Raw genomic sequence first — 24263 nt, 5'->3', positions numbered from 1 at the left:
AATTTAAATTCAATAAAAATGAAAACAACAATTCTAAAATTTCAAAATCCTCTAAAATTTTGTGCAGTTGCACTTTTTGCAACATTAACTTTCTCATCTTGTAGCAACGATGATGATGTATCTACGCCAGTAAATGAAGAGGAGTTGATCACAACGGTCACAGCAATTTACACCCCTACAGATGGTAGTACGGCTATTACTTTACTTTACAAAGATTTAGATGGCGAAGGTGCAAATGCTCCAGTAATTACAGTTTCTAGCGCTTTTGCAAAAAATAAAACTTACAATGGAACAGTAACATTTAAAAATGAATTGGCTAGCCCTACTGAAGACATCACACCAGAAATTGTAGAAGAAGGAGTTGATCATCAATTATTTTACCAAATAACAGGAAGTTTAAACGCTTTTATGTATGGGTCTGCAGCGAGCAATTTTGATTCAAATGGAAATCCAGTTGGTTTGCAAACAGTATTTACTACTTCTGATGCCGCCGCTGGAACTTTAACTATTACATTAAGACATCAACCTATCAAAACGGGTGTGAATGTTGCCAATGGTGATATAACCAATGCAGCAGGTTCCACAGATGCCGAAGTTTCTTTCCCAATAATAGTCGAATAATTAATAAAGATAACCCAATTACCAATGAAAAATAACTTTAAAAAACTGCTTTTACTTCCCGTGCTTTCACTATTCGTTTTATCATGTAGCTATGATGACGATAACCTGGTAGACGACTCGCAGGAATCATCACAAGAATACAAGTATCTAAGAGTCTTAGTTTCTGATGAAAACTCCACCGAACTTTCACTCGTTAATCCTTTGGAGGCCACCGTACAATCCTTTGATGCTAAATTTCCAAAATCGGCATTGTACACCACCGAATCAGGCCGATATGCAGGTATTATACATCGAGCTGACAACACTGTAGAAACTTTTGATAGCGGATTTGAATACCATGGCGATCATGTAGATACAAAAGGAACTCCAAAATTTGGAGGTTTGGTAGGTTTATCACTTTTGCCAACGCACTTTAAAAGTAAATTAGGCGAAATACTAACCTTTAATGATGGTGATGGTACACTCTCTATTGCCAATGAGTCAGAAATTCATACTGTTGGCGCAACATTTAAGACTATCAATGCTGGACTACTAGCCCATCACGGAGCTATGGCTACGTTTCAAAATGGTACCTATGCCATTACTGAAAAAGATAATTCTATTGCTGGAACGTTACCTGAAAAAGTTAAAATCATTGATAATACTGGAAAAACAGTTTACGATGCAAAAATTGGTACTAAAGGAATTCATGGTAATGCCTCTGATGGTACCTATGCATTATTTGGATCGGCAAGTGGAATTCTAGTAGTCGAAAGTAATGGCAACCAAAAACTAATTGATCATCCCACTGATTTTGGTACCACTTGGTTTGGTACTATTTTGGAGACTGCATACGATGGTAAATTTATTGGTTATGCAGCTGCAAAGGGAGCGTACATGATAGATGTGGTGACAAATACTGTTACTCCAATTTTCGAAAGCACCAATATTATGCAATGTAAGGTAAGCTATAATCACAAGAAATTAGGAATTCTACTGCACTCAGGCGAAATTAAAATCTATGATTTAAATAGCTTACAGCAAGACAAGTCTGCTAGTGTAATCGCCGCAACTTCTGCAGATTCCACTCAGAAACCACAATTAGAGTTGAGCGAGAGATTTGCTTACATCACTTCGCCAACGACTGCAGAGCTATTGCAAATTAATCTTTCGAACTTAAATGTTACAAAGGTAAAAGTATCAAGCACACCCTATAGAATTACCATTTTTGGTCATGAGAATAGCGTAGCACACTAATTAAACAAAATTGTCTCGACTCAAATAAGACTAATTCTTTTTTAGGCCGAGACAATTTTTTTTTTTAAAATTTTAACTGAAACTATACAAGCTCACCCCTAGCTGGATATTTTTTTTCTAATATAAAATCAATAGCATCTAAGAATGATGGCAAGTAGGGTCTTCCCCATGGGTTGCTATTTATCGCAGAATAATAAACTTCTGACTTATTATCAATTAAGAAAAGTCCTGGTTCACTAAAAACATCTGGCTCTCCGTCTTTAATTCCCTTGCTCATGTACAATCCCCAATCTTTTGCGGTTTCTGCATCTAAATTATAACCTAATTTTAGGTCTTTTATCTCCCAGTCTTTTCGTGCCAATCTTGCTCTTTGCTCGTTATCCATGCTAACAGCTATCACATTTACACCCTTTTTTTCAAAATCTGGTAGTAAATTTTGTAACTCTTGCAGGTACTTTTTACATACGGGACAGTGGATCCCTCTGTAAAATACAATTAGAGTAAAATTTTCTGGTTTATGTTCAAAAAGATTCCATTGTGAACCATCAAGTAATGGGAAATTCAATTCAGGTGCTTTATGTTTCGGTGTGGGTCTCATCATAATTTTTTTATTTATTAGTTAATGTACTTTAATCTAGTACAATATTGCTTTTAATCTATACGCTAGTGGTAACTATATACCAGAGCGAACAGCTGGATTTGTTATTGAATCATGTTCTAAGCTATCAATTGCGACATCTGTGCTATCGACAGTAGCGTCTAGAGGCATCATTTGAGATTCTGGAATTTCAGATGGTGGCGTTTCATTATTTTTACAAGAACTAAAAAGTCCTACCATTACAAGGGCAATAAGCACCAAATTTATTTTTAAAATTTTCATAATGTATCCGTTTTTAATTTAAAGTTATTCAAAAGTACAACTAGACCTACCTTCAACATTTACATAATTTGGTTTTTAAATTACATTAACATCTTAATTATTAATCTATTGCATATAAAAAACAAATAGGAATAAGATAAAGACACATGAGTTAATTGATTATATTGAGAACTACGAGCTGATGAAATTTCAGCATTTCGAAATAAACTATATTTCAATGCAGTTACGGTAGATCATTTTCTAACATTCCATAAACGACCCACAAAGCAACACCAAAGGTTAAAATTCCAAATGTAAGCAGAGAAATATCTCTAACTTTTTTTGACTGCCAAACCTTGTAAAGATGCGGTATAATCGAAATGACAATACAAATACCTGCGATAAATTTTAAAATTAAAATTAAATCCATAACCTCTTATTTTTTAGCCTCCAACCACTTCTCCACCATTTACATGTATCATTTGCCCAGTAATATAACTACTGTCTTCGCATGCTAAAAATACATATGCGGGAGCAAGTTCGGAGGGTTGACCTGGTCTTCCCATGGGAGTATCTTTTCCAAAATCGGAAACATCATCATAAGAGGCAACAATCAACGGTGTCCAGATAGGACCTGGCGCTACTCCATTAACCCTAATTTTTTTATCAACTAACATTCTTGATAATGATCTTGTATAACTAACTATAGCTCCTTTGGTACTTGAATAATCCACTAAGCGTTCATTCCCTTTGTATGCTGTCACAGAACTCGTATTAATAATACAATCTCCTTCACTTAAATAAGACAATGCAGCCTTGACAATATAAAAATAAGGGTATATATTGGTTTCAAACGTTTTTATCAAATGCTCAGAAGTGATATCTGTAAATTCTTCTTCTGGAAACTTAACAGCTGCATTGTTTACTACAATATTTATCGTACCAAACTCTTTTTGACACTGTTGAACTGCACTCTTACAAAATTCTTCATTTTTTAAATCTCCGCAAATTAGCAAACATTTACGTCCCTCTTTTTCTATAAGTTCTTTAGTGAAATTTGCATCTTCATCTTCAGACAAGTATACTATTGCAATATTTGCGCCTTCCCTTGCAAAATGCACCGCAACACTCCTACCAATACCACTATCACCACCCGTAATAAAAGCAACTTTACCTTCCAGCTTACTGATGCCTTTGTAGTTGGCACGAATAATTTCTGGCTGTGGATGCATTAGATTTTGCTTTCCGGGCAAATCTTGCTGTGGATCTAAAAATTGTGCTTCATCTTTCATAGCTTTATTTTTGTTACTAAAGTACTGTCATATGTGAAGCTAATTTGACTCAAAAAAAATAATTAGTATCGCAAATAATTTTTAAAACTACTTTTTTAATTCAACACAACACCTTGTAAAACAAAAAGTTATAAAAGATAAATACTTACTACCTCACGTATATTTTATGAAAATATTGTAAATTACTACATAAAACATATAATAAAATCAGAGCTTTGAATTGTAATTTTATCAGGACAATTTTCATATCATATAATGTTAATCTGTTCGAAATTGCAGTCTGCAGTTTTGTAGTGCAGCTAATAGTTCTATATACTTCTTTTAATCACAAAATCTATCAGCATGGAAAATATCTTCTTTAGTAACTGGCAAAGTTTAGTCAGAATTACGATCATTACTGTCATTGTCTATCCTACTTTGATTATTCTTTTACGAGTATCCGGTAAAAGAACGCTGTCAAAAATGAATGCCTTTGATTTAATCATTACAATTGCATTAGGATCAACTTTTGCATCGGTTATACTGAACAAAAGTATCACACTATCACAAGGAATTTTGACCTTTGGTTTACTCATTTTGCTACAATATATTATAACCTATTTTTCATCTCGAAGTACAAAATTTAGTAATCTTGCAAAAGCATCACCGCGGTTAGTAGCATACCAAGGAGCATTACTAAATAACAATATGCTAGACGAAAGAATTAATGAGGACGAAATTTGGGCTGTCCTCAGAAAGAATGGTTACGGATCATTAACAGAAGTTGATGCCATTATTTTGGAAACAGACGGTAGTCTTTCTGTAATTAAGCAGATAACCGATCCTACAGCACCACCTATTAAAAAGTTGTTTTAAATAATTATATTGCAACTTTTAATATAGAATTACTAAATGCAAACAGATAATTTACAAATAGAGATCAATACCATCTATACTCCAGACATTCTTGGTGACGGCTTTGAAAGTTTAACATATAATTTACCAGACGATTACGAAGGTGCGGTAACAGCTACCTTAATTAGGAGAAAAAGCGCAATTAACTCAGTAAAAGCCATATTGTACATTCACGGATTTAATGATTATTTTTTCCAGTCTGAAATGGCCAAGCGATTTAATGACAATGGTTATCATTTCTATGCTCTCGATTTAAGGAAATATGGTCGTTCACATTTACCAAATCAAAAATTAAATAATGTTCGTTCTATTTCTGAATACAATGCCGAAATTAATCTCGCGCTGCAAACCATTAAAATGGAGGGCAACCAACATGTAATTCTAGAAGGACATTCTACAGGCGGACTCATAATTACCAACTACGCCATTCAGTTCCCAAATAGCAAATTGTTTCATGGCTTAATCTGCAACAGCCCTTTTTACGAATTCAATTTAAATTATTTCGAAAGAGAAATCGGAATCCCTATTTTGGCATTTGCTGGTCGTTACTTACCTGATATTGTAGTACCAGCAGGTTTTACAAAATTATACGGTTATAGCCTGCACCAACAAAAACATGGGGAATGGGACTATTCCCTACTATGGAAGCCACTCGATATTACTAAAATTAATTTAGGCTTTTTGACAGCTATTTTTAATGCTCAAAAAAACATTCAACACAATGCAATAGTGACAGTTCCTGCTTTAATAATGCACAGCGACAAATCAATCTATGAGAAAAAGTATTCTGACAAATTGAAAACAGGAGACACCGTACTAAATGTAACACACATCAAAAAATATGCTCACGGCCTTACTGGTGACATTACAGTCAGCCAAATAGAAAACGGAATGCATGATTTGGTTTTATCTACAAAGCCAGTACGAGAAGAGGTTTACACAAAAATATTCAACTGGATAGGTTCTCACTTTAAATAGAAATTAGTTAAAAAACACTTACTATGCTACCTTTTTCCTCATCTTTCACCACATTGACAGAACGCGGCATACGTTCTTGCAATTCGGCAACATGCGATATTATTCCAACTATTCGATTTTCTTTGTAAAGAGATTGTAGGGTTTCAAAAACGAGAGCAACACTGTCGGGATCTTGAGTTCCGAAACCTTCATCAATAAAAAAGAAGTTTTTGTCATTCTTATTTAATGATTGTACACTCTCGGCCAATGCCAATGCCAAACACAAGGACGCTTGAAAACCCTGTCCGCCAGAAAGTGTTTTCACACTTCGAGAAGCGCCATCGTTAAGATAATCAATCACTTCAAACTCGTTAGAATTGTTAATTGTCAAACTCAATTGATTCTTGGTCATGCGGTGGAAGCGCACGTTAGCAACATCTGCTAGATTTTGCAAGTAAATACTAGACACATAATTGACAAATCCGCTAGCATTAAACATATTTGCCAACATACCGAGATTTGTTGCACGAGCATTCAAAACTTCGAACTGAGCCAATAAGGTGGCTTTTTCTAGTAAAGATGCATTTATGCGTTTTAAATTATCTTGTAGAGCAGATAGCTTACCTAACTGCATTTCAACTTTCGTTTTTTGTTCTAATACAACAATCTTTTTTCCTTCAAAAACTGTATTATCAAACTTTTGATTTTCTAATAATTTCTCCGATTCTGCAGCAGCACTTTCTGCTACTTTAAATGATAAGATAAATTGCTTGGTACGCTCTTTTTCAACTTCTATATTCCATGAATTAGATAGTATAATTTTCACCTCCTCAACTGACTCGAATTTGTGAAGTTGAAGTAAAATAGCAATTTTATTTTGAAGGTTCATTACACTTTCTTCGTAGGAAAGCATTTGTTCATTTATCAATTTACTACTAGCATCTAATCCTGCTAGTTCTTGATTTTGAAGAACAATTGCATCCGAACGTAATTTATATTCTGATGCAATCTTTTGATTTTGTTGGTTTAAATCATTCTTTTGATCACGTATAACCAAAAGATCTAACTGTAAATAATCCTTGAAATGTAAAACTTTTAACTGCGATAATTCATTGGCAATTGCACCTGTTATTGATGATCGCTCATTGGCTATGCTAGCTTTATTTGCCGACTGTACTTTTAATTGTTCACTTAATGACTCCTGCTGTAAACGTATTTCCTTTTCTCTTCTTTCGGTCTCGAAAATCGCTTTATCAACTGTTTGTTGTTCTTGTTTCGTAGCCAAAAATACTGTCGCATCAGTAGCACTAAATGCTGTCCATACAAAGTTGGTAAGATGCTTATTTACATCAGCTTCTACTGTCTCTTTTTCTTTGATTGTTACTGCTAATTGTTCAACCCCGTATTCAATATGATTTTCAATTTTTGAAGCTTTTTTTTCGATTAAAACAACCGCTTCTTCGCTTTCCTCAATTTTCAAAATTTCACTCGTAAGTAGATTCAACTGCTCTGAAACATCGTCTGCTTGCATCACGTGAGGATGTTCTAGCGATCCACACAAAGGGCAATTTGAGCCTGCATGCAACTCTGCAGCAAATTGAGCCAATTCTTTTGAAACTAGAAGCTTAGTTTTCGATTCAAATAATTTCTTTTTTTCTTTCGAAAGTTTTTCTCGCTTTGATTCGATATTAATTCTCCAGCTGTCAATAGGTAATTTTAATGCTACAAATAACTCTTTCTGATCCAGCAGAAATTGCTCTATAACTTTTATCTTATCCGTTTTTTTTATCAACTCATCGCTAAGCAGTTCTTTCCTACTATACCAATTGCCAACTTCAATTAAAATCGAACCATCTTGCTTCTTCGATTTTAACAATTCCAACTCTTTATTAATCGTTGTCAACTCTTGTTTTAATTCAACTTCTTTTTTTTCGCAATCTAAAAATAGTAGTTCGGCTGCTTTACTTTTCTTGTCTATGGATGCCACGTCTGATTCCAATCCTATCACTTTCTCAATTGATTCTAAGTCGAAAACTTTATTTTTAGAATTTTCTAATTGATCAAACTGTGGTTGTAATTGGTTAATTATCTTTTGATTTCCATCTAAGTTTTGCTTTATGACTTTTTTGTTTTGTTCGACTAAAAGAAACTGTTGCTTTGTTTTATCTAAATTTTTAATCGAAACCTCTAATTCATTAAGAACTGTCTTGAATGCTTTTTCTGTCGCCTCAAACAAATCTATCTCAACTTGTAGTGCATCCATTCTCGGCTTTTGTTCGATAAAAATAGAAAGTGCCTTCTTCTTTTTTTCTAAATCTTCAAAATTGCTTTTTAAAACAGTCATTTTCTGAAGTTCGCTCTCTAACTGATCCAATAGTGTTTTATTTGTCATCAGCTCAGCCGCTGCTCCTGTCACCTCTAATTCTAAAGCCGAAACTGCTTCTTTCGAAATTGATTCAAATCCAGACAGCGCTCCTTTTAACTGATCTAATTGTGTTTTATTAGCACTCTGAGCTACGGCAACTTTTGAGGCAAGGTCAAATCGTTGTAGATGAAAAATTTCTTTCATCATGTCTGAGCGTTCTTTGCCTTTTAAGTCCAAAAATTCTTTAAACTTCCCTTGTGGTATGATAATCGTACGACGAAAGTTTTCATAAGTCAAGCCAATAACTGGTGTAGCATCAGCAGATGTCATCGGTACCCAAACATTCTCTTTCCATTCGTAAGCAAGTCGCTCTATTGTGGTTGTTTCTTCAAAACGCTTTTTATTTCTTTTCCAATCTGCTACAAATTTAAATTTTCGATCTTCAAAATTCAAAAACTCAAATTCAATTGTAGCACGATCCGATTTTAAGTTCAGCATATTATACGATCGCTTGTCCCGACTGTTCAAGCGTTCTGTTTCTCCATAAAGTACAAATCCTATAGCTTCTAAAATAGAGGATTTACCAGAACCAACAGCGCCAAAAATCCCAAATAGACCTGCATTTGTTAATTCTTCAAAATCAATAGTTTGTTTTTTTTGATAAGAGTACAAACCGCTAATACTTAATTTTAATGGTAACATAATGGTTTTATTTATTCGTTTTTAGACTGGCTTCCGATAATTTCATTAAACAATGCTGTTATCTCGTCATTAGGTTCTTGTTTGTATTTTGATACAAAATAATCTGTAAATAATCCCTGTATATTTTGATCTAAGTTAACTCTGGGAATTTGCTGATCGTCACCAGCCATTTTATTGACAATCGGAATGATAAAGATGATACCGTCGTGACTTTCATGAATCTTTTTGAGATCTTGTGTGGTAAAAAATGTATCGCTGACCAATGTAAGCTCAACTAGGCTATATGGATTATTAAGTAACCAGGTTACGGCTTTATCTATACTATCAAATCGTTTTCTATGTAATACTCGGCCCGCTTGCAACGGTATAGCAGTAAAATGAACCGGCTTACTAGGTGATGCATCGATAATAACCACCTTTTTTTCTTGCCCTGCCTCTGAAAAACTATAAGACAACGGACTACTAGAATACACTACAGGACTTAGGTGACCTCCTACATTTTGAAAACGATGTAAATGTCCCAAAGCTGTATACTGTATTTGCTCTGGTATGCAGTCGGTGTATATGATATCGGCATTACCAATACGTAGCGGTTTTTCTCCATCGGGTTCTTCCAATATTTCGCCACCTCGCTTAAGCATATAGAGATGTGTTGTGAGGATATTAACTCCCGAACCATCACAGTATTTACTGGCTAATGATGTCCATGAATCTTTTAATAATTGATTTAGTTGATCTTCTTTATTTTCGGCACCCAAATACGTTTTTAATCGTGATTCATTTGCATAAGGTGTGGTTATAATACGAATTGGATAATCGTACTGTGGCAATTTAATTTCGATAAATCCATTTTCTGATCTAGTAATTTCAAAACCATTTTCAATTTCTACAGCCGGAATGGTAACATCAGGATTACCCACAAATAATATTCCGCATTCGCGTGCCAAAGGGTTTGGAGCATCGATGCGATCTGGACTATCATGATTACCGGCAATAGCAATCACAGGACGCTTGCCATTATTTGTTAACTTTTTCAGTGTTTTGTATAGTAGATCTACTGCATCGACCGGAGGGTTGAAGGTATCATACAAATCACCTGCTACCACAATTACATCTGCATTTTGGCTGTCTGCAATTTCGCAAATTTCATTCATGACTAATTTTTGCTCATCTATACGAGAGAAATGGTCTAGTTTTTTTCCTAAATGCCAGTCGGCAGTATGTAAAATTTTCATGCTTTGAGCTTCTAATGAATATGTTGCGATAATTGAAGTTGATACAATGTAATGAAATTTCACATTGCATTACAAGAGGTTAAAAATAGCGTTTAATGCTATTGTTTATTCGTAAAAATAGTAAAATTAAAACAATCTGTTTTACCGAATACAGTACTATTCGATACAAATTATTAGTACAGCAACAAGCTATAAAAAACCTATGCTATTTTACTGGTTGCGAAGTACATAGTCTTATATCATTTATTAAAAATCTAAAATTGTTTATAAGCATTAAATCTAAAATTTAAATTTGTCACAAAAAAAATGCAGTAGGTATATTGACCCACTGCATTTTTAATTGCTTTCTTTCGAGATGATTTATTTTTTGGACTTGTCCACTTCGCCCGTTTTAATAGCGTATTGACGTTTCTGATATTCTTGACAAAATTCATCAAATTTCTCAGGATATACTGTTCGGAAATCATGTTTTTCTTGCGGAATCACTTCTACCATTTTGTCAATCATCATCTGTGGATCAAATTGATTTTTGGCCATTCCTTCTGCTGCTTTTTCAAGTTCTTTCTTGTCCGTAAAATGCAAGTTCTCATCAAACCACTGCTTGTAACTATCATAAACTCTGTCATTAAATCCTGTCTCATATGGACCTGGATTAATTGTTGCGACAGTGACTCCAAATGGTTGTAGCTCATCACGCAAACATTGAGCGATGGCTTCGAGCGCATGCTTTGATGCATTGTACGGACCTAAGAATGGGTTGGTTACAAGCCCAGCAATCGAGGATAAGAAAATTACTTTACCTTTTCCCTTCTCTACCATCTTCTTAATAAATGGTTGCGAAAATTCAAGAGTAGAAAAGGCATTGGTTTCCATCACTTCTCTTAAATAATCTACTGGAATTTCTGCCAATGGACCTGTTTGTCCAATTCCTGCATTATTTACCAAAATATCGATATCATATTCCCAAGCTTTTTCGCAGTCAACAACATCAAGAATATCCAATTTAATTAATTCAATATTCTCTTTATAATCTGCTTCCTTTAAATCTTCTTTAAATCTAGAAATTTGTTCCCATGTATGTACTGCTGCTATAATTTTATGTCCTTGTTTTGCTAAGCCTATTGCTGATCCTTTTCCTAAACCAGAACCAGCACCCGTTATTAATATTGTTTGCTTTTTCATTGTAATTTTATTAAAAGTTATTTCTTCTTAAATAATACTACAAAACTAGTTTTATCCGTCCAAAACCTACTTACATGACTTTGTAGAATCGTTATAACATTATGATTGAACTATTAGCAATTTAAATTTACTATGATTATGTAGGTAATGCTACTTCAAAAAGTGCAAAATAAGATGTAATCAATGCTTAATCTAAATAGTACAAGCGTTAAAATTCACCAAATACAATTACAGTTATAATACTGATATGATTATATTTGGCCTTTAACAATCAACGCAATCGATTCTCTAATCAATGAAAAAAACAGCAATTCTACTCTTAACTATTTGTGCTCTAACGCTGGTCTCATTTCAAACCAATCCAGTAACTGACTTTTTATCAATAGGTTCAACCCTTAAATTTGAAGATCAAAATTTCATTCTAGCGTGGAGTTCGCACCCAAATGAAGTCTACTACAAACAGGAATATTTAAGAGCATCGGATAATAAGTTTGAAACCTATCAAAAAATGCTTATTGTAGAAGCCATTAAATCTGACCTCTCTGTAGAGCAAGCTACTGAAATGAAAATTACAGAATTATCCAATTTAAAGAAGAGTAATCCCTTAGTGCAATATAATTTCGAAAAAAATAATTTCGAAAATGAAAAGGTTATTTCATTCATGTTAAGTGGCGGCCATAATATTTTGGAATGGAACATATACCGTTACCAAAAGCAGGTTGTTGATAATGAACCCTATCTAGTACTATATGCTTACTCTTACCGCAGTTACTTTACTAACAAGAACGAAATTGTAAAATTTCTGGAATATGTAAAGACAAATAATCCTAAAATAACAGAATTAATTAACAAGGTCACTATCCCCAAAATCAAGGTAAAGTAGTTCTTTCGACCCAATTTATGTTTAGTTAAGCTCGTATATGAAAAGTAGTCAAGAAGAAGTTCATTTATTTTTGAATACAGATTCGTTTCCTTTTTTAAATTCTTAAATTTGTACCAACAAATTATAAAAATTATCGCCCTCGTGGCCTGAAAAATAGATCCAATGACTTTTATTAAAACAACTGAACAATCCTCTAAATACGACTCTCTTGACACAATGTCTGTTAAAGACCTATTGACAAATATTAATAAAGAAGACCAAACTGTTCCTTTGGCAGTACAACAAGCTTTACCACAAATCGAAACGTTGGTCACTCAAATTGTGGCAAAAATGAAGTTAGGTGGTCGCTTATTTTATATCGGCGCAGGTACTTCCGGTCGATTAGGTGTTGTTGATGCTTCAGAATGCCCTCCTACTTTTGGAGTTCCATTTGATATGGTTGTAGGGATTATAGCTGGTGGAGATAGCGCTATTCGAAATGCTGTAGAAAATGCTGAAGACAATGCAACGCAAGCATGGGTTGACCTTCAACAATATAATATTACCGATAAAGATGTTGTAATCGGAATTGCAGCTTCAGGAACAACTCCTTATGTGATTGGTGGTTTAAAGACTTGCAACGATAACAATATCATTACTGGAAGCATTTCCTGTAACGCAGAAAGTCCACTTTCGCAAACAGCACAATTTCCAATTGATGTAGTAGTCGGACCTGAATTTGTTACTGGTAGCTCTCGAATGAAAGCTGGGACTGCTCAAAAATTAGTACTTAATATGCTTTCAACTGCTACAATGATTCAGTTAGGAAAAGTAAAAGGGAACAAAATGGTTGATATGCAGCTTAGCAACAGTAAATTGGTTGATAGAGGTGTAAAGATGATTATGAGTGAAATTCCGGTAACTTATGAAATAGCTAGTGATTTATTAAGTAAATATGGAAGTGTTCGAAAAGCAGTAGAAAACTGGAACAATTAATAAGTCAAAATTAATCTAAATCATGGCAACTAATAAAGACGTATTATCACGTGGCATTAAATACCTCTCAGGTGCTTTGCCATTATTATTCATAGGTCCTAGCGTAATCTACAATGCTTTTATGAACTCCCAAAACAACTGGCATTACCTTGTTTTAGCGGTGGGAATTGCATTATGCATCACAGCAGTATTTTTAATGTTCAAAGGTTTGCAGTTTATAATGAAAAGCTTATTTAACGACTAATGGAAGAATTAATTCACATTCAAAAAACCTTCGATAAAGTAGTTTTTAAAGGTCGAACAGTTAGAAACCGAGAATTTGAAGATTGCATTTTTAAAAATTGTGACTTTTCAAATAGCGATTTTTCAAGCAATACATTTATGGACTGTGAATTTATAGATTGCAATCTATCTACAATTCAGCTCGTATCTTCAGATCTTAAAACAGTGCATTTTGCAAACTGCAAAATGATCGGTATTTTGTTTCATACATGTAATGACTTTTTATTCAGCGTTTCTTTTCAGGATTGCGTTTTGGATTATTCCTCCTTTACAAATAAAAAGTTAATCAAAACTAAGTTTGTTAATACCTCACTAAAAGAGGTTGCATTTATGAACAGTGATTTAACACAATCTACATTTGACAATTGCAACATGACTGGAGCCCTGTTTAATGAAACACAACTCAAAGGAGCCAATTTTCTTACTGCTTACAACTATAATATTGATCCAGAACACAACACCATGAAGAAAGCACGTTTTTCTACGCAGGGCATTACTGGTTTACTCGAAAAATACGATATTAAAATAGTGTAGGTTGCAATGCCAATCGTTCTTTCTATTCTCATGAAATTTAATTACCCACTACGTCATTAAATTTAGCTTAAGTAGAAATTATACATACTTCATTTTTTAATAAAAAATAAATATAAATTGCATTTCTTTTACAAAACAAACATTTTGTTATAATTTGTTAGAAATACTTATTTTCATTGTAAAACCAATAAAGAGTAATAAATTTGCTAAAAAATATTAAAATGCAACCGAAAGACTTACTTCAATTATCTGAACAATTTGGCTCACCACTATATGTTTATGATGCAGATAAAATTAAATCACAATACAACCGTCTAACCAAAGCGTTCTCTAAAGTAGAAAAATTGCGTATTAATTATGCAATGAAAGCACTTTCAAACGTTGCAATTCTTCAACTACTTGAAGGAATGGGATCTGGGCTTGACACGGTTTCTATTCAGGAAGTACAATTAGGACTTCACGCTGGATATGCTCCAGAGCGTATTTTTTATACTCCTAATGGAGTTTCTCTTGAAGAAATTGAAGAGGTAAATGCACTAGGTGTTCAAATAAATATCGATAACCTTTCTATATTGGAGCAGTTCGGAGCTAAACATCCTAATGTTCCTGTATGTATCCGTATTAATCCTCACGTTATGGCTGGTGGAAATGCGAATATTTCTGTAGGTCATATCGATAGTAAATTTGGAATATCTGTTCACCAGTTACCCCACTTAGTACGTATTGTTGAAAATACTAAAATGAATATCGTTGGTATTCATATGCACACAGGATCTGATATTTTGGATATCGAAGTGTTTTTATATGCTGCAGAGATATTATTTGATGCTGCAAGACATTTCAAAGATCTTGAATTTTTGGATTTTGGAAGCGGATTCAAAGTACCTTACAAAAAAGATGATATCGAGACAGATATTGAAGAATTAGGTAAAAAATTATCTAAGAGATTCAATGAATTCTGTACTGAATATGGAAGAAATTTGACTTTAATTTTCGAACCAGGAAAATTCTTGGTTAGTGAGGCAGGACAATTTTTAGCAAAAGTAAATGTAATCAAGCAGACAACATCAACTGTATTTGCAGGAATCGATAGCGGATTTAATCATTTGATACGCCCAATGTTCTACGGTTCTCAACACCATATCGAAAACGTGTCAAATCCTAAAGGAAAAGAGCGTTTTTACTCTGTTGTTGGTTACATCTGTGAGACTGATACCTTTGCAAATAATAGACGCATATCTGAACTTAAAGAAGGTGATATTTTAAGCTTTAAAAACGCAGGAGCATATTGCTACTCTATGGCTTCAAACTACAATTCACGATACAGACCTGCAGAAGTTTTGTGGATGGGCGGTAAAGGTCACCTAATACGTGCACACGAAACATTTGAAGATTTATTAAAAAATCAATTTCCGTTACCTGTCCAAGAAAAAGTATAGTTGTAAAATAAAACAAAAAAAGGTGTATTTAAAAATACACCTTTTTTTTTTGCTTTAATATGAATTAATCTTGTAAAACCTCTTCCAAAACATGCGCTTCAGTTCCATTAGGAAAAGCTACTTTAATTTTCTGTGCAATTGTAGGTGCAATTTGAGTAATCTCCTTCTTATTATAGGATTCTCCTTTTTTGATATGCCAACCGTAAAAAATTGCAGGTACATGTGTATCATACGTATAAGTGGTACCGTGAGAAGTTCCTGTTCCTTGATACTCAATATAACCAGGCTTATCTAGTATGACTAAATCTCCATTTTGAGTTGCATCATATCCCTTTGATATGAAATTCAAATAATAATCATTTCCAGTAGAGCTCAAAATTTCCTCTTCTGTATAAACTCTCTTTACATAATCTAGAGTCATTAAATACTCTTTAAAAACACTTTTAACAGCAGTTAGATCAAGCTTCTTAGCTTTCAACACTTCTTTATCAAAATAAAGGTTAAAACTTGTATAATTTAAAATGACATCTACACCAAAAGTTTTTATAGAAAAGTCTTTAAGATTTGTTCTAATGTCCTTTGGACTAATGTTATTCACATTGTATTTATGATCTTTTAGATAATTCACATTTTCTGCTCCAGCGTGATCTGCAGTCAAAAACAATAAGTAATTATCCTTACCTACATTTTTATCCAGATACTTTAAGAATTCAGCTATGGTTTCATCCAAACGTAAGTATGTATCTTGCAACTCCATCGATCTTGGCCCTAGAATGTGACCAACATAATCAGTAGAAGAAAAACTTACTGTCAAAAAATCAGTAATATTATCTTTACCTAGCTCTTCTTTCTCGATAGCTTTCATGGCAAATTCTGCAAGCAAATTATTTCCGTAAGGAGTAGAACGTATTACCCCAGCATCATTCTTAGCATACATATCTTTTAAATCGTAAGGGAATACAGGTGCACTGTTGTACATTTTACCCTCATATGGATTATTATCTTCCAAACTTTCGTTATAAGTAGACTTTGGCTTCAGTAGATCCCAACCTTTATTAATATAGGGCATGTAATGTTTTTCATCATTAAATTGTTGTACCCATGATGGTAATTTTTCGCCATAGAAAGAACTTGAAATAAAAGAACCTGTTTTACTATACCAAAAAGCCCAATTTGCAAAGTGACCTGCTGGTAAGATAGCACCACGATCTTTGAGACTCATTCCAATCACCTTACCTTGAAAATTAGTGCCCAATCGAAGCTCATCGGTTATGGTAGTACTTAATAAATTCTTTGGAGACATTTCGCCTTCTTCCTTGGTTCCGTCACCTACAGTGCTTACACTAGCGTCATCAGTACAGTACATTTCGGTACCCAATTTTCGACTAAACCATTCATTACTTACAATTCCATGCGTTGCTGGAGTCGTGCCTGTGTAAATAGACGCATGTCCAGGGGCTGTGTAAGTTGGCATGTAATTGTAATGCATATTTTGAAACGTATATCCATTACCCATTAATCTTTTAAAACCATCATTTGAAAAATCACTTGAAAATCGATACAGATATTCCATTTTCATTTGATCGACAACGATACCGACAACTAATTTAGGCCTTTCTTGTGCTTGCGAATTTGACATAAAAACGACTGTCAAAATCAAAATAATTTTTTTCATTTAAATAAATTTTTATAACAAAAATACACATTATAGATGGAAAATGTTTCGACTTGGTGAATTATAGTAATACCTTAACATCTAAAAATTCATATGGTAGAATTCAAAAAAAATGAATTGTTTCAGAAGTTTATTTTATTCTTTTTCGAAAATAACAAAGGCAAGTTTCTATAGAAAATAAATGATTGTTTTAGCCTTTTTAAATGATACTAACAATGTAGTCGTATCCTTTTAACTATGTGGTTCAATGAAAGTAATTTTCATAATACCGATTCACTATTTACAAATCAAAAAATAATCTTTTTGATCAAAAAAAAATGTGGTCCAATTTTGGACCACATTTTTTAAAATTTTTCTTCTTCAAACAGTAATTTTATATTCTCGTAAGAATTTAGCAACACTTCCGGAATCTCTTTTGGGCTAAACCATGCCACTTTTTCGATACCTTCATCCAATTGCCCCACCGGAATACCATCAAAATCTGACTGCATTTCGAACCAATGCGTAATTTTTAATTTATAAACTCCATTGCGTTTAAAAACATGATACGTCTTTTGAAGCTTTTTGGTTACTCGAAGTAGTCCTACCCCAGTCTCCTCCTCGACTTCACGCATAGCTGTTTCCTCTATTTCCTCTCCCTTTTCAGTTCCTCCCTTAGGTAAATCCCACTTTCCATTTCGGAAAATAAAGAGCACTTCACCCTTTTTATTATATACCAGGCCTCCTCCAGCCTTGTTTACAGGGATTTTGGTCTTCAAAGTTTTCAGAATCTCACCTTCATCAGGATGATATAGATATGCTTTCTGAATTTTATTTTGAAAGATTTTTACAATAAGTTGCTTGATATCAATACTTTCAAGTAGAAATAATTGAAAATCGGTTTCTTTTGATATTTTATTTGTCAAAAAAAGTGGTTTGTCGTTCACAAAAACTTTATACATTTGTACTATGATTTTTAATAAAGAAACAGCCGAAAAAACAGCCGAATTGCTTTTACAAATAAATGCAATTAAATTGAATCCAGGAAATCCTTTTACATGGGCTTCGGGATGGAAATCGCCAATTTATTGCGATAACCGATTAATTCTCTCATTTCCAGCCATAAGAAATTATGTAAGAGATGAATTTTCTAAGAACATTGAAAAGCAATTTGGGAGACCAGATGTTATTGCAGGAGTCGCTACTGGTGCCATAGGTATCGGAATTCTTGTTGCAGAAAGCATGGGTTTACCATTTGTATACGTTCGTCCAGAACCTAAAAAGCATGGTCGTCAAAACCAAGTAGAAGGTTTTTTACAAAAAGGACAAAACGTTGTAGTTGTAGAAGATTTAATCAGTACTGGAAATAGTAGTTTGATGGCAGTAGAAGCTCTAAGAGCAGCTGGTGCTAATATCAAAGGAATGGCAGCTATCTTCACTTATGGTTTTGAAGTTGCTGATACAAATTTTAAATCAGCTAAAATTGATTTATACACATTAAGTAACTACCAAAATTTATTAAATCTTGCAGTAGCCAAAAAATATGTTACCGAAAAAGAAGAACAAACATTAAGAGAATGGAGCGTTACTCCCTCTACATGGAATATTGGAAACGATAAATAAATACTAATGAACTTAGAAAGCCAAAAAGTCACCGTTGAAAAATCAGCTCAAGAATTATTTAATTCATTGTCTGATGTTAAAAACTTTGAGCAGTTAATGCCTGACAATATTGCGAAATTTGAAGTTACAGGTGACGATTCATTTATTTTTGGTTTAAAGGGTATGCCCGAAATTAAATTGAAAGTAAAAGAAAAAATCGCCCCTAATAAAGTGATTTTAGGATCTGCAAGTGATAAAGTTCCCTTTACTTTAATTGCAAACATCGAAAGTGTTTCTGATTCTTCAAGTAGTATTAAATTCAATTTTGAAGGCGAATTTAATGCCATGATGGCAATGATGGTAAAAGGCCCAATAAGCAAACTAATTGAAACTTTAGCAATCAACACTAACAAGCTTTAAGTTTTTTACAAAATAGAAAAGTCCCTTTTGTCTTATTTGACAAAAGGGACTTTTTTTTTATTCGAAATTAATTCATGAAAACTTCTTCTTATTTTCTTTTTCCATCAATTTGCTGTTATAGCATTGCAGTAATTATTTTAGTATAACATTTGAATTTCTTTGATTCGAAAGTGATGTATCGAATCATCTTCCTTAATTACTTGCAACATTCCTTCTTTGGTAACCGTTTTAATAATCCCCATAAAATTCTGATTTGTTATCGAATTTTTAAAAGCGATAGGATTATCTTTTTTAAATAGAGAATCAAAATATTTTTGCCAAACAGCAGCAGCATCATTTTGTAATAACGAAATGTTGTCTTTTAAATGTGCTATTATTTTATAAAGTATTTCAGTTCGATCAAAGTCAGTATCGCAAAGAACTTTTAAAGATGACCCTTTTGGTAAGTGTGCAAAGTTTGTTTGATTCACGTTCAGTCCTATTCCAATTACAGAGGTAATTTGACCATTCGACTTTATATTATTTTCGATTAAAATGCCACCTATCTTAAAATTGTATGACATAATGTCGTTCGGCCACTTTATACTTAATTTTGGAATACAAAAATGATGCAATGCTTCTATTACAGAAACAGCAACTACGACATTTAGATCAAAAATACTATTGATATCTTTAACAATTTCTTTTACAAAAACACTCATTATAAGGTTCTTACCAACTTCTGTCTCCCATACAGACCCCATTTGCCCTTTACCTTTCGTTTGTGCTTCTGCAGTTACAATAGTATAACTCTCCAATTCTTCCGTATTTGCTAATTCTTTTAAAAAGACATTGGTTGAATCTATGGCATTGAGTTTGATTAGTTTCATTCGATTGTTTTTTTGAAAATGCGAACTTAATAATTTGTTAAGATTCAAAAATAATGACAAAAAATGATAACTTTACAAACTTATACATATAAAATAGTTCATGGCTAAAAAAACAGTAAATAATGATGACCTTTTAGCAAACATCATTAAAGGAATAGAAGAAGTTAAAGGTAATGATATAGACATTCTTGATCTGAGAGATATAGATACTTCAGTTTGTGACTACTTCATCATTTGCAACGGAAATTCAAACACACAGGTTAACGCCATTGTAAACTCCATCCAAAAAACAGTTTCTAAAGAATTAAAAGATAAGCCTTGGCATATCGAAGGGACTGATAATGCCGAATGGGTATTGATGGATTACGTTAACATCGTGGTGCACGTTTTCCAAAAACACATCAGAGAATATTACAATATTGAAAGCTTATGGGGTGATGCAAAAATTACCACTATAGAAAACAAATACTAAAGACTAGAAAAACAGAATGGCAAAAAATAATAATCCAACTCCAAATAAATTCAAAATAAGTCCTTGGTTAGTTTATACAGCCATATTACTTATATTTTTATTTATTAGTTTCGTAACTGGAGGCTCTAACATGCAAGAGCCTGCACAATTGACTTCTTCTAAATTTAATGTATTTCTAGAAAAAGGACAAATTGAAAAAGTAATTGTTTATAATAAATCAGAAGCCGAAGTTTTCTTAAAAGCAGATGCTTTAAAACTTCCTGAACATAAAAAAGTTTCAAAAGATTTATTTGATAGACCAAATACAAAAGGACCTCAATACACTTTTGAAATTGGTAATGATCAAATTTTTCAAACTAAACTAGAAAAAGCAGTTGCAGACGGAAAATTGAAAGATTTCAATTTCCTTGCAAAAAGCAATTGGTCTGATATTATCATCAGTTTATTACCTATCATCATTATCATTGGAGTATGGTTATTCATCATGCGCAAAATGTCTGGTGGCGGTGGCGGTGGCGGAGGTCAAATCTTCAATATCGGAAAATCGAAAGCAAAACTTTTTGATGAGAAAACAGATGTAAAAACTACATTTAAAGATGTTGCTGGACTTGAAGGTGCTAAAGAGGAAATACAAGAAATTGTAGAATTTCTTAAGAATCCAAGTAAATATACAGACTTAGGTGGTAAAATACCAAAAGGAGCGCTACTAGTAGGTTCTCCAGGTACGGGTAAAACATTACTAGCAAAAGCCGTAGCCGGTGAAGCTCAAGTACCGTTTTTCTCTTTATCAGGTTCTGATTTTGTTGAAATGTTTGTTGGTGTAGGTGCATCACGTGTACGTGACCTTTTTAAACAAGCTAAAGAAAAATCTCCTTCAATCATTTTTATTGATGAAATAGATGCTGTAGGTAGAGCGAGAGGAAAAAACAATATGTCAGGTGGAAACGATGAACGTGAAAACACATTGAATCAATTATTGACAGAGATGGATGGTTTTGGTACAAATACTAACGTAATTGTATTAGCTGCAACAAATAGAGCAGATGTCTTGGATAAAGCTTTAATGCGTGCCGGACGTTTTGACAGACAAATTTTTGTAGACTTACCAGATATTCGTGAGCGTGCTGAAATCTTTAAAGTTCATTTGGCGCCATTGAAAAAAGTAGAAGGTCTTGATTTAGACTTTTTAGCAAAACAAACACCAGGATTTTCTGGAGCAGACATTGCTAACGTGTGTAATGAGGCAGCCTTAATTGCTGCACGTTACAACAAAACTGCAGTAGACAAGCAAGATTTCTTAGATGCTGTTGACCGTATCGTTGGTGGATTAGAGAAGAAAAATAAAATTGTTACTCCAGAAGAAAAGAAGGCCATTGCTATTCATGAAGCTGGACACGCGACAGTGAGTTGGATGTTGGAACATGCAGCGCCACTTATCAAAGTAACTATTGTACCTAGAGGTCAAAGTCTAGGAGCAGCATGGTACTTACCAGAAGAGCGCCAAATTGTACGTCCAGATCAAATGCTTGACGAAATGTGTGCTACTATGGGTGGTAGAGCTGCCGAGAAAGTAATCTTTAATAGAATCTCTACAGGAGCTTTAAGTGACTTAGAGAAAGTGACCAAACAAGCTCGCGCTATGGTGACTATCTATGGTTTGAATGATAAAATAGGTAATGTAACTTATTATGATTCGACAGGTCAAGGAGAATATAATTTTTCAAAACCATATTCAGAAGATACTGCTAAAGTAATTGATCTTGAAATATCAACTTTAATTGAAAGCCAATATCAAAGAGCTATCGCTATCTTAGAAGAAAACAAAGATAAATTGAATCAACTAGCAGACATCTTAATTGAGAAAGAAGTTATTTTCAAAGATGATTTAGAAGCAATTTTCGGACAAAGAACCTTTGATAAAAATCTTGATCCAGTAGTTTCATAAAAAAATTCACATGGGTTTTGATGCTTTAATATTCTGTATTTTTGGAACATGGTTTTTCAACATTATAGATAGTCGAAAGAAAAAGCACCTTAAAGGTCTTAGCACCACGCAATATATAATATTATTCGTCTTGCTTATTTTTATAATTGACTTTATAGTCCATTTTTACAAGGCTTTCATTCAAAGCTAATAAAACTTACTAACATATTTATTTAAAAATCTTAATTCAAAATATCACTTTTGAATTAAGATTTTTTTATCTTTGAACGTTTTCAGATAATAAATAAAGTCCCATTTTAACATATGAGCATTTTCAGTAAACTTTTTGGTTCTAGTAGTGCCTCTTCACAAGAAGAAAACAATAAAGAAAGCAAGGGTACATCACCTGAAAGCAACGTATCGATCGACGAACAATTTATCTCAAATTTTAAAAGAAATGGAGGTAAATTTTTATACTGTGAAAACCAAGCGGAAGTAACAGAGCAATTCGAAAATATCCTTCAAGAGAATGATTGGTATGAGAGTCAAGTTTTATGCTATGACCCTACCCTGTTTAAGTTACTTGAAGAAAATCGACTAGTATTTGATAAAGTTTCCAATCCTACATTTCTTTTTTCAACTTGCGAAAATCTTATTGCAGAAGAAGGTTCTATACTATTTTCATCCAAGCAGATTAAACAGCACAAACCTTACGAATTACCTACCAATATCGTTATATTAGCCAGAACTAGTCAAGTTTTAGGTCATAAAACCGACGGACTAAGCGCTATTAAAAATAAATATAAAGGAGATTATCCAACCAATATTACCGCTATTAAATATTTCGAAAAAGCAAAAGAAGAAGATTTTACGCAATACGGAAGCTCTGCAAAGAATCTGTATTTACTGCTTCTAGAAGATCTTTAATATGAATGAAACCCTTAAGAGATCGATATCAGGTGCTGTTTATGTTATTTTACTAATAACTTGTATCTTGTATTCTACCGAAAGTTTTTTTATACTTTTTGGTGCATTTCTTATTATCGCTACATACGAGTATTGCTCATTGGTGAAGATTAATAAAATTTTACCGCTAATAATTGCATCTCTTACCTACGCACTTTTTTATTCGATTACATTTGCTGTAGACGGTCCATTGTTTCTATTGAAGTTTAATAAAACATTTGATTTATCAGTTTTATTTTCAACTCTTTTCGTTTCAGTTAAGTGTATTGCTCTGTTATTTGATAGCAAAGTTGTAAAAATAGATTCCTTCTCAAAATATGTTTATTTAATAGGTTATGTAATTTTACCCTTTATCATTCTTACCAAAATTCCGTTTGGAATTGCAGGCTACAACCCTAAGATTTTGATTAGTATTTTTATACTAATCTGGACTAACGACTCCTTTGCATACATCGTTGGTAAATCGATTGGTAAACACAAACTATTTGAACGTATCTCTCCGAAGAAGACCATTGAAGGTTTTCTAGGTGGTGTCTTTTTTGCAATAATAGCCAGCTATATCATTGCTGTATACTACATACAAATTGCTGAAAGTAAAATTTTTATATGGCTCGTAATTGCCATTATTGTAGGTGTATTTGGCACTATAGGAGATTTAATAGAGTCCAAGTTCAAAAGAATTGCTGAAGTAAAAGACAGCGGTAAAATAATGCCCGGACATGGAGGTGTACTTGATCGTTTAGACAGTGTAATATTTGTAGCTCCAATAATCTTTTTATTTTACCAAATACTGAATTACATCTCATAGAATTTAACGATTTTCCGTTAGTTTGAGTAAAAATAAAGTATATCTACATAACTCTTTCATCCCGAGAAATTTCTGCCAAACAATAGTCTAGC

Annotated in this window: 25 protein-coding genes; 15 read left to right on the top strand and 10 right to left on the bottom strand. The window is 33.3% G+C overall.

The annotated features are described in order from the left end of the window. Nucleotides 1-18: 18 nt before the first annotated feature. Both LXH21_RS12975 and LXH21_RS12970 read left to right on the top strand, forming a co-directional pair. Nucleotides 19-621, top strand: coding sequence for a type 1 periplasmic binding fold superfamily protein (locus LXH21_RS12975; RefSeq protein ID WP_239866539.1), 603 nt, complete (start codon nt 19-21; stop codon nt 619-621). 24 nt (nt 622-645) lie between these two features. Further along, nucleotides 646-1857 (top strand): hypothetical protein, encoded by a 1212-nt coding sequence (locus tag LXH21_RS12970; protein ID WP_239866537.1) that lies wholly within the window; start codon nt 646-648, stop codon nt 1855-1857. 82 nt (nt 1858-1939) lie between these two features. Here the strand turns inward: LXH21_RS12970 and LXH21_RS12965 are convergent, their stop codons facing one another. The 4 genes from LXH21_RS12965 to LXH21_RS12950 all read right to left on the bottom strand — a co-directional run bounded on the left by LXH21_RS12965 (nt 1940) and on the right by LXH21_RS12950 (nt 4008). Beyond that, nucleotides 1940-2458, bottom strand: coding sequence for a peroxiredoxin-like family protein (locus LXH21_RS12965; RefSeq protein WP_239866534.1), 519 nt, complete (start codon nt 2456-2458; stop codon nt 1940-1942). 72 nt (nt 2459-2530) lie between these two features. Next, entirely contained in the window at nt 2531-2737 is a 207-nt protein-coding gene (locus tag LXH21_RS12960; protein ID WP_239866531.1) for a hypothetical protein, read from the bottom strand. Between the two features lie 223 nt (nt 2738-2960). Continuing rightward, nucleotides 2961-3146, bottom strand: a complete 186-nt coding sequence (locus LXH21_RS12955) for a SemiSWEET family sugar transporter (protein WP_239866529.1) — start codon at nt 3144-3146, stop codon at nt 2961-2963. A gap of 13 nt (nt 3147-3159) precedes the next feature. Next, nucleotides 3160-4008 carry an SDR family oxidoreductase gene (locus LXH21_RS12950; RefSeq protein ID WP_239866527.1) on the bottom strand — a complete coding sequence of 283 codons (849 nt, stop codon included), beginning with the start codon at nt 4006-4008 and terminating at the stop codon, nt 3160-3162. A 342-nt stretch (nt 4009-4350) separates the two neighbouring features. Here LXH21_RS12950 and LXH21_RS12945 point away from each other — a divergent pair, with 342 nt between their 5' ends. Together LXH21_RS12945 and LXH21_RS12940 are read left to right on the top strand one after the other, a co-directional pair. Beyond that, nucleotides 4351-4863 (top strand): DUF421 domain-containing protein, encoded by a 513-nt coding sequence (locus LXH21_RS12945; protein WP_239866525.1) that lies wholly within the window; start codon nt 4351-4353, stop codon nt 4861-4863. A 36-nt stretch (nt 4864-4899) separates the two neighbouring features. Further along, nucleotides 4900-5880 (top strand): alpha/beta hydrolase, encoded by a 981-nt coding sequence (locus LXH21_RS12940; RefSeq protein WP_239866523.1) that lies wholly within the window; start codon nt 4900-4902, stop codon nt 5878-5880. A gap of 7 nt (nt 5881-5887) precedes the next feature. Here LXH21_RS12940 and LXH21_RS12935 read toward each other — a convergent pair whose 3' ends face one another. The 3 genes from LXH21_RS12935 to LXH21_RS12925 form a co-directional block, all read right to left on the bottom strand. Beyond that, nucleotides 5888-8926 (bottom strand): AAA family ATPase, encoded by a 3039-nt coding sequence (locus LXH21_RS12935; protein ID WP_239866521.1) that lies wholly within the window; start codon nt 8924-8926, stop codon nt 5888-5890. Between the two features lie 11 nt (nt 8927-8937). Next, a complete protein-coding gene (locus LXH21_RS12930) occupies nt 8938-10161 on the bottom strand; it encodes a metallophosphoesterase family protein (RefSeq protein WP_239866519.1) in 1224 nt (407 codons plus the stop codon). Nucleotides 10162-10521: 360 nt separating this feature from the next. Further along, on the bottom strand, nt 10522-11343 hold the full coding sequence (locus LXH21_RS12925) for an SDR family oxidoreductase (protein WP_239866517.1): 822 nt from the start codon (nt 11341-11343) through the stop codon (nt 10522-10524). 295 nt (nt 11344-11638) lie between these two features. Between LXH21_RS12925 and LXH21_RS12920 the strand changes: the two genes are divergently transcribed. From LXH21_RS12920 to lysA, 5 genes are all read left to right on the top strand, one after another. Continuing rightward, nucleotides 11639-12226 (top strand): hypothetical protein, encoded by a 588-nt coding sequence (locus LXH21_RS12920; protein WP_239866515.1) that lies wholly within the window; start codon nt 11639-11641, stop codon nt 12224-12226. Nucleotides 12227-12388: 162 nt separating this feature from the next. Next, nucleotides 12389-13201, top strand: coding sequence for an N-acetylmuramic acid 6-phosphate etherase (gene murQ / locus LXH21_RS12915; RefSeq protein WP_239866511.1), 813 nt, complete (start codon nt 12389-12391; stop codon nt 13199-13201). Between the two features lie 22 nt (nt 13202-13223). After that, on the top strand, nt 13224-13445 hold the full coding sequence (locus tag LXH21_RS12910) for a DUF6095 family protein (RefSeq protein WP_239866509.1): 222 nt from the start codon (nt 13224-13226) through the stop codon (nt 13443-13445). Then, complete coding sequence (locus tag LXH21_RS12905; protein ID WP_239866507.1) at nt 13445-14017, top strand: pentapeptide repeat-containing protein; 573 nt, start codon at nt 13445-13447, stop codon at nt 14015-14017. Before LXH21_RS12910 ends, LXH21_RS12905 begins: the two co-directional genes overlap by 1 nt. 221 nt (nt 14018-14238) lie before the next feature. Beyond that, nucleotides 14239-15456 carry a diaminopimelate decarboxylase gene (gene lysA, locus LXH21_RS12900; RefSeq protein ID WP_239866506.1) on the top strand — a complete coding sequence of 406 codons (1218 nt, stop codon included), beginning with the start codon at nt 14239-14241 and terminating at the stop codon, nt 15454-15456. Nucleotides 15457-15520: 64 nt separating this feature from the next. On the opposite strand, the gene pafA is transcribed toward lysA, so the two are convergent. Next, the gene (gene pafA / locus LXH21_RS12895; protein ID WP_239866505.1) at nt 15521-17131 is read right to left on the bottom strand and encodes an alkaline phosphatase PafA; all 1611 of its coding nucleotides are present in this window, start codon (nt 17129-17131) and stop codon (nt 15521-15523) included. Between the two features lie 344 nt (nt 17132-17475). Continuing rightward, a complete protein-coding gene (locus LXH21_RS12890; RefSeq protein WP_239866504.1) occupies nt 17476-18072 on the bottom strand; it encodes an NUDIX hydrolase in 597 nt (198 codons plus the stop codon). A 7-nt stretch (nt 18073-18079) separates the two neighbouring features. On the opposite strand from LXH21_RS12890, the gene pyrE reads away from it, so the two are divergent. Both pyrE and LXH21_RS12880 read left to right on the top strand, forming a co-directional pair. Then, entirely contained in the window at nt 18080-18733 is a 654-nt protein-coding gene (pyrE, locus tag LXH21_RS12885; protein ID WP_239866503.1) for an orotate phosphoribosyltransferase, read from the top strand. A 6-nt stretch (nt 18734-18739) separates the two neighbouring features. After that, on the top strand, nt 18740-19132 hold the full coding sequence (locus LXH21_RS12880) for an SRPBCC family protein (protein ID WP_239866502.1): 393 nt from the start codon (nt 18740-18742) through the stop codon (nt 19130-19132). Nucleotides 19133-19269: 137 nt separating this feature from the next. On the opposite strand, the gene LXH21_RS12875 is transcribed toward LXH21_RS12880, so the two are convergent. Beyond that, on the bottom strand, nt 19270-20001 hold the full coding sequence (locus LXH21_RS12875; protein ID WP_239866500.1) for a biotin--[acetyl-CoA-carboxylase] ligase: 732 nt from the start codon (nt 19999-20001) through the stop codon (nt 19270-19272). Nucleotides 20002-20101: 100 nt separating this feature from the next. On the opposite strand from LXH21_RS12875, the gene rsfS reads away from it, so the two are divergent. From rsfS to LXH21_RS12855, 4 genes are all read left to right on the top strand, one after another. After that, nucleotides 20102-20473 (top strand): ribosome silencing factor, encoded by a 372-nt coding sequence (gene rsfS, locus LXH21_RS12870; protein WP_239866498.1) that lies wholly within the window; start codon nt 20102-20104, stop codon nt 20471-20473. Between the two features lie 16 nt (nt 20474-20489). Continuing rightward, on the top strand, nt 20490-22418 hold the full coding sequence (gene ftsH / locus LXH21_RS12865) for an ATP-dependent zinc metalloprotease FtsH (protein WP_239866496.1): 1929 nt from the start codon (nt 20490-20492) through the stop codon (nt 22416-22418). A gap of 303 nt (nt 22419-22721) precedes the next feature. Then, nucleotides 22722-23324, top strand: a complete 603-nt coding sequence (locus LXH21_RS12860) for a lactate utilization protein B/C (RefSeq protein WP_239866494.1) — start codon at nt 22722-22724, stop codon at nt 23322-23324. A 1-nt stretch (nt 23325) separates the two neighbouring features. Next, nucleotides 23326-24171 (top strand): phosphatidate cytidylyltransferase, encoded by an 846-nt coding sequence (locus LXH21_RS12855; RefSeq protein ID WP_239866492.1) that lies wholly within the window; start codon nt 23326-23328, stop codon nt 24169-24171. Nucleotides 24172-24263 lie beyond the last annotated feature (92 nt).

This window comes from Flavobacterium algicola (assembly GCF_022399565.1).
Classification (GTDB): Bacteria; Bacteroidota; Bacteroidia; order Flavobacteriales; family Flavobacteriaceae; genus Flavobacterium; species Flavobacterium algicola.
Note: the sequence above shows the minus strand (reverse complement) of the source record. Positions and strands in the feature narration are given on the sequence as shown.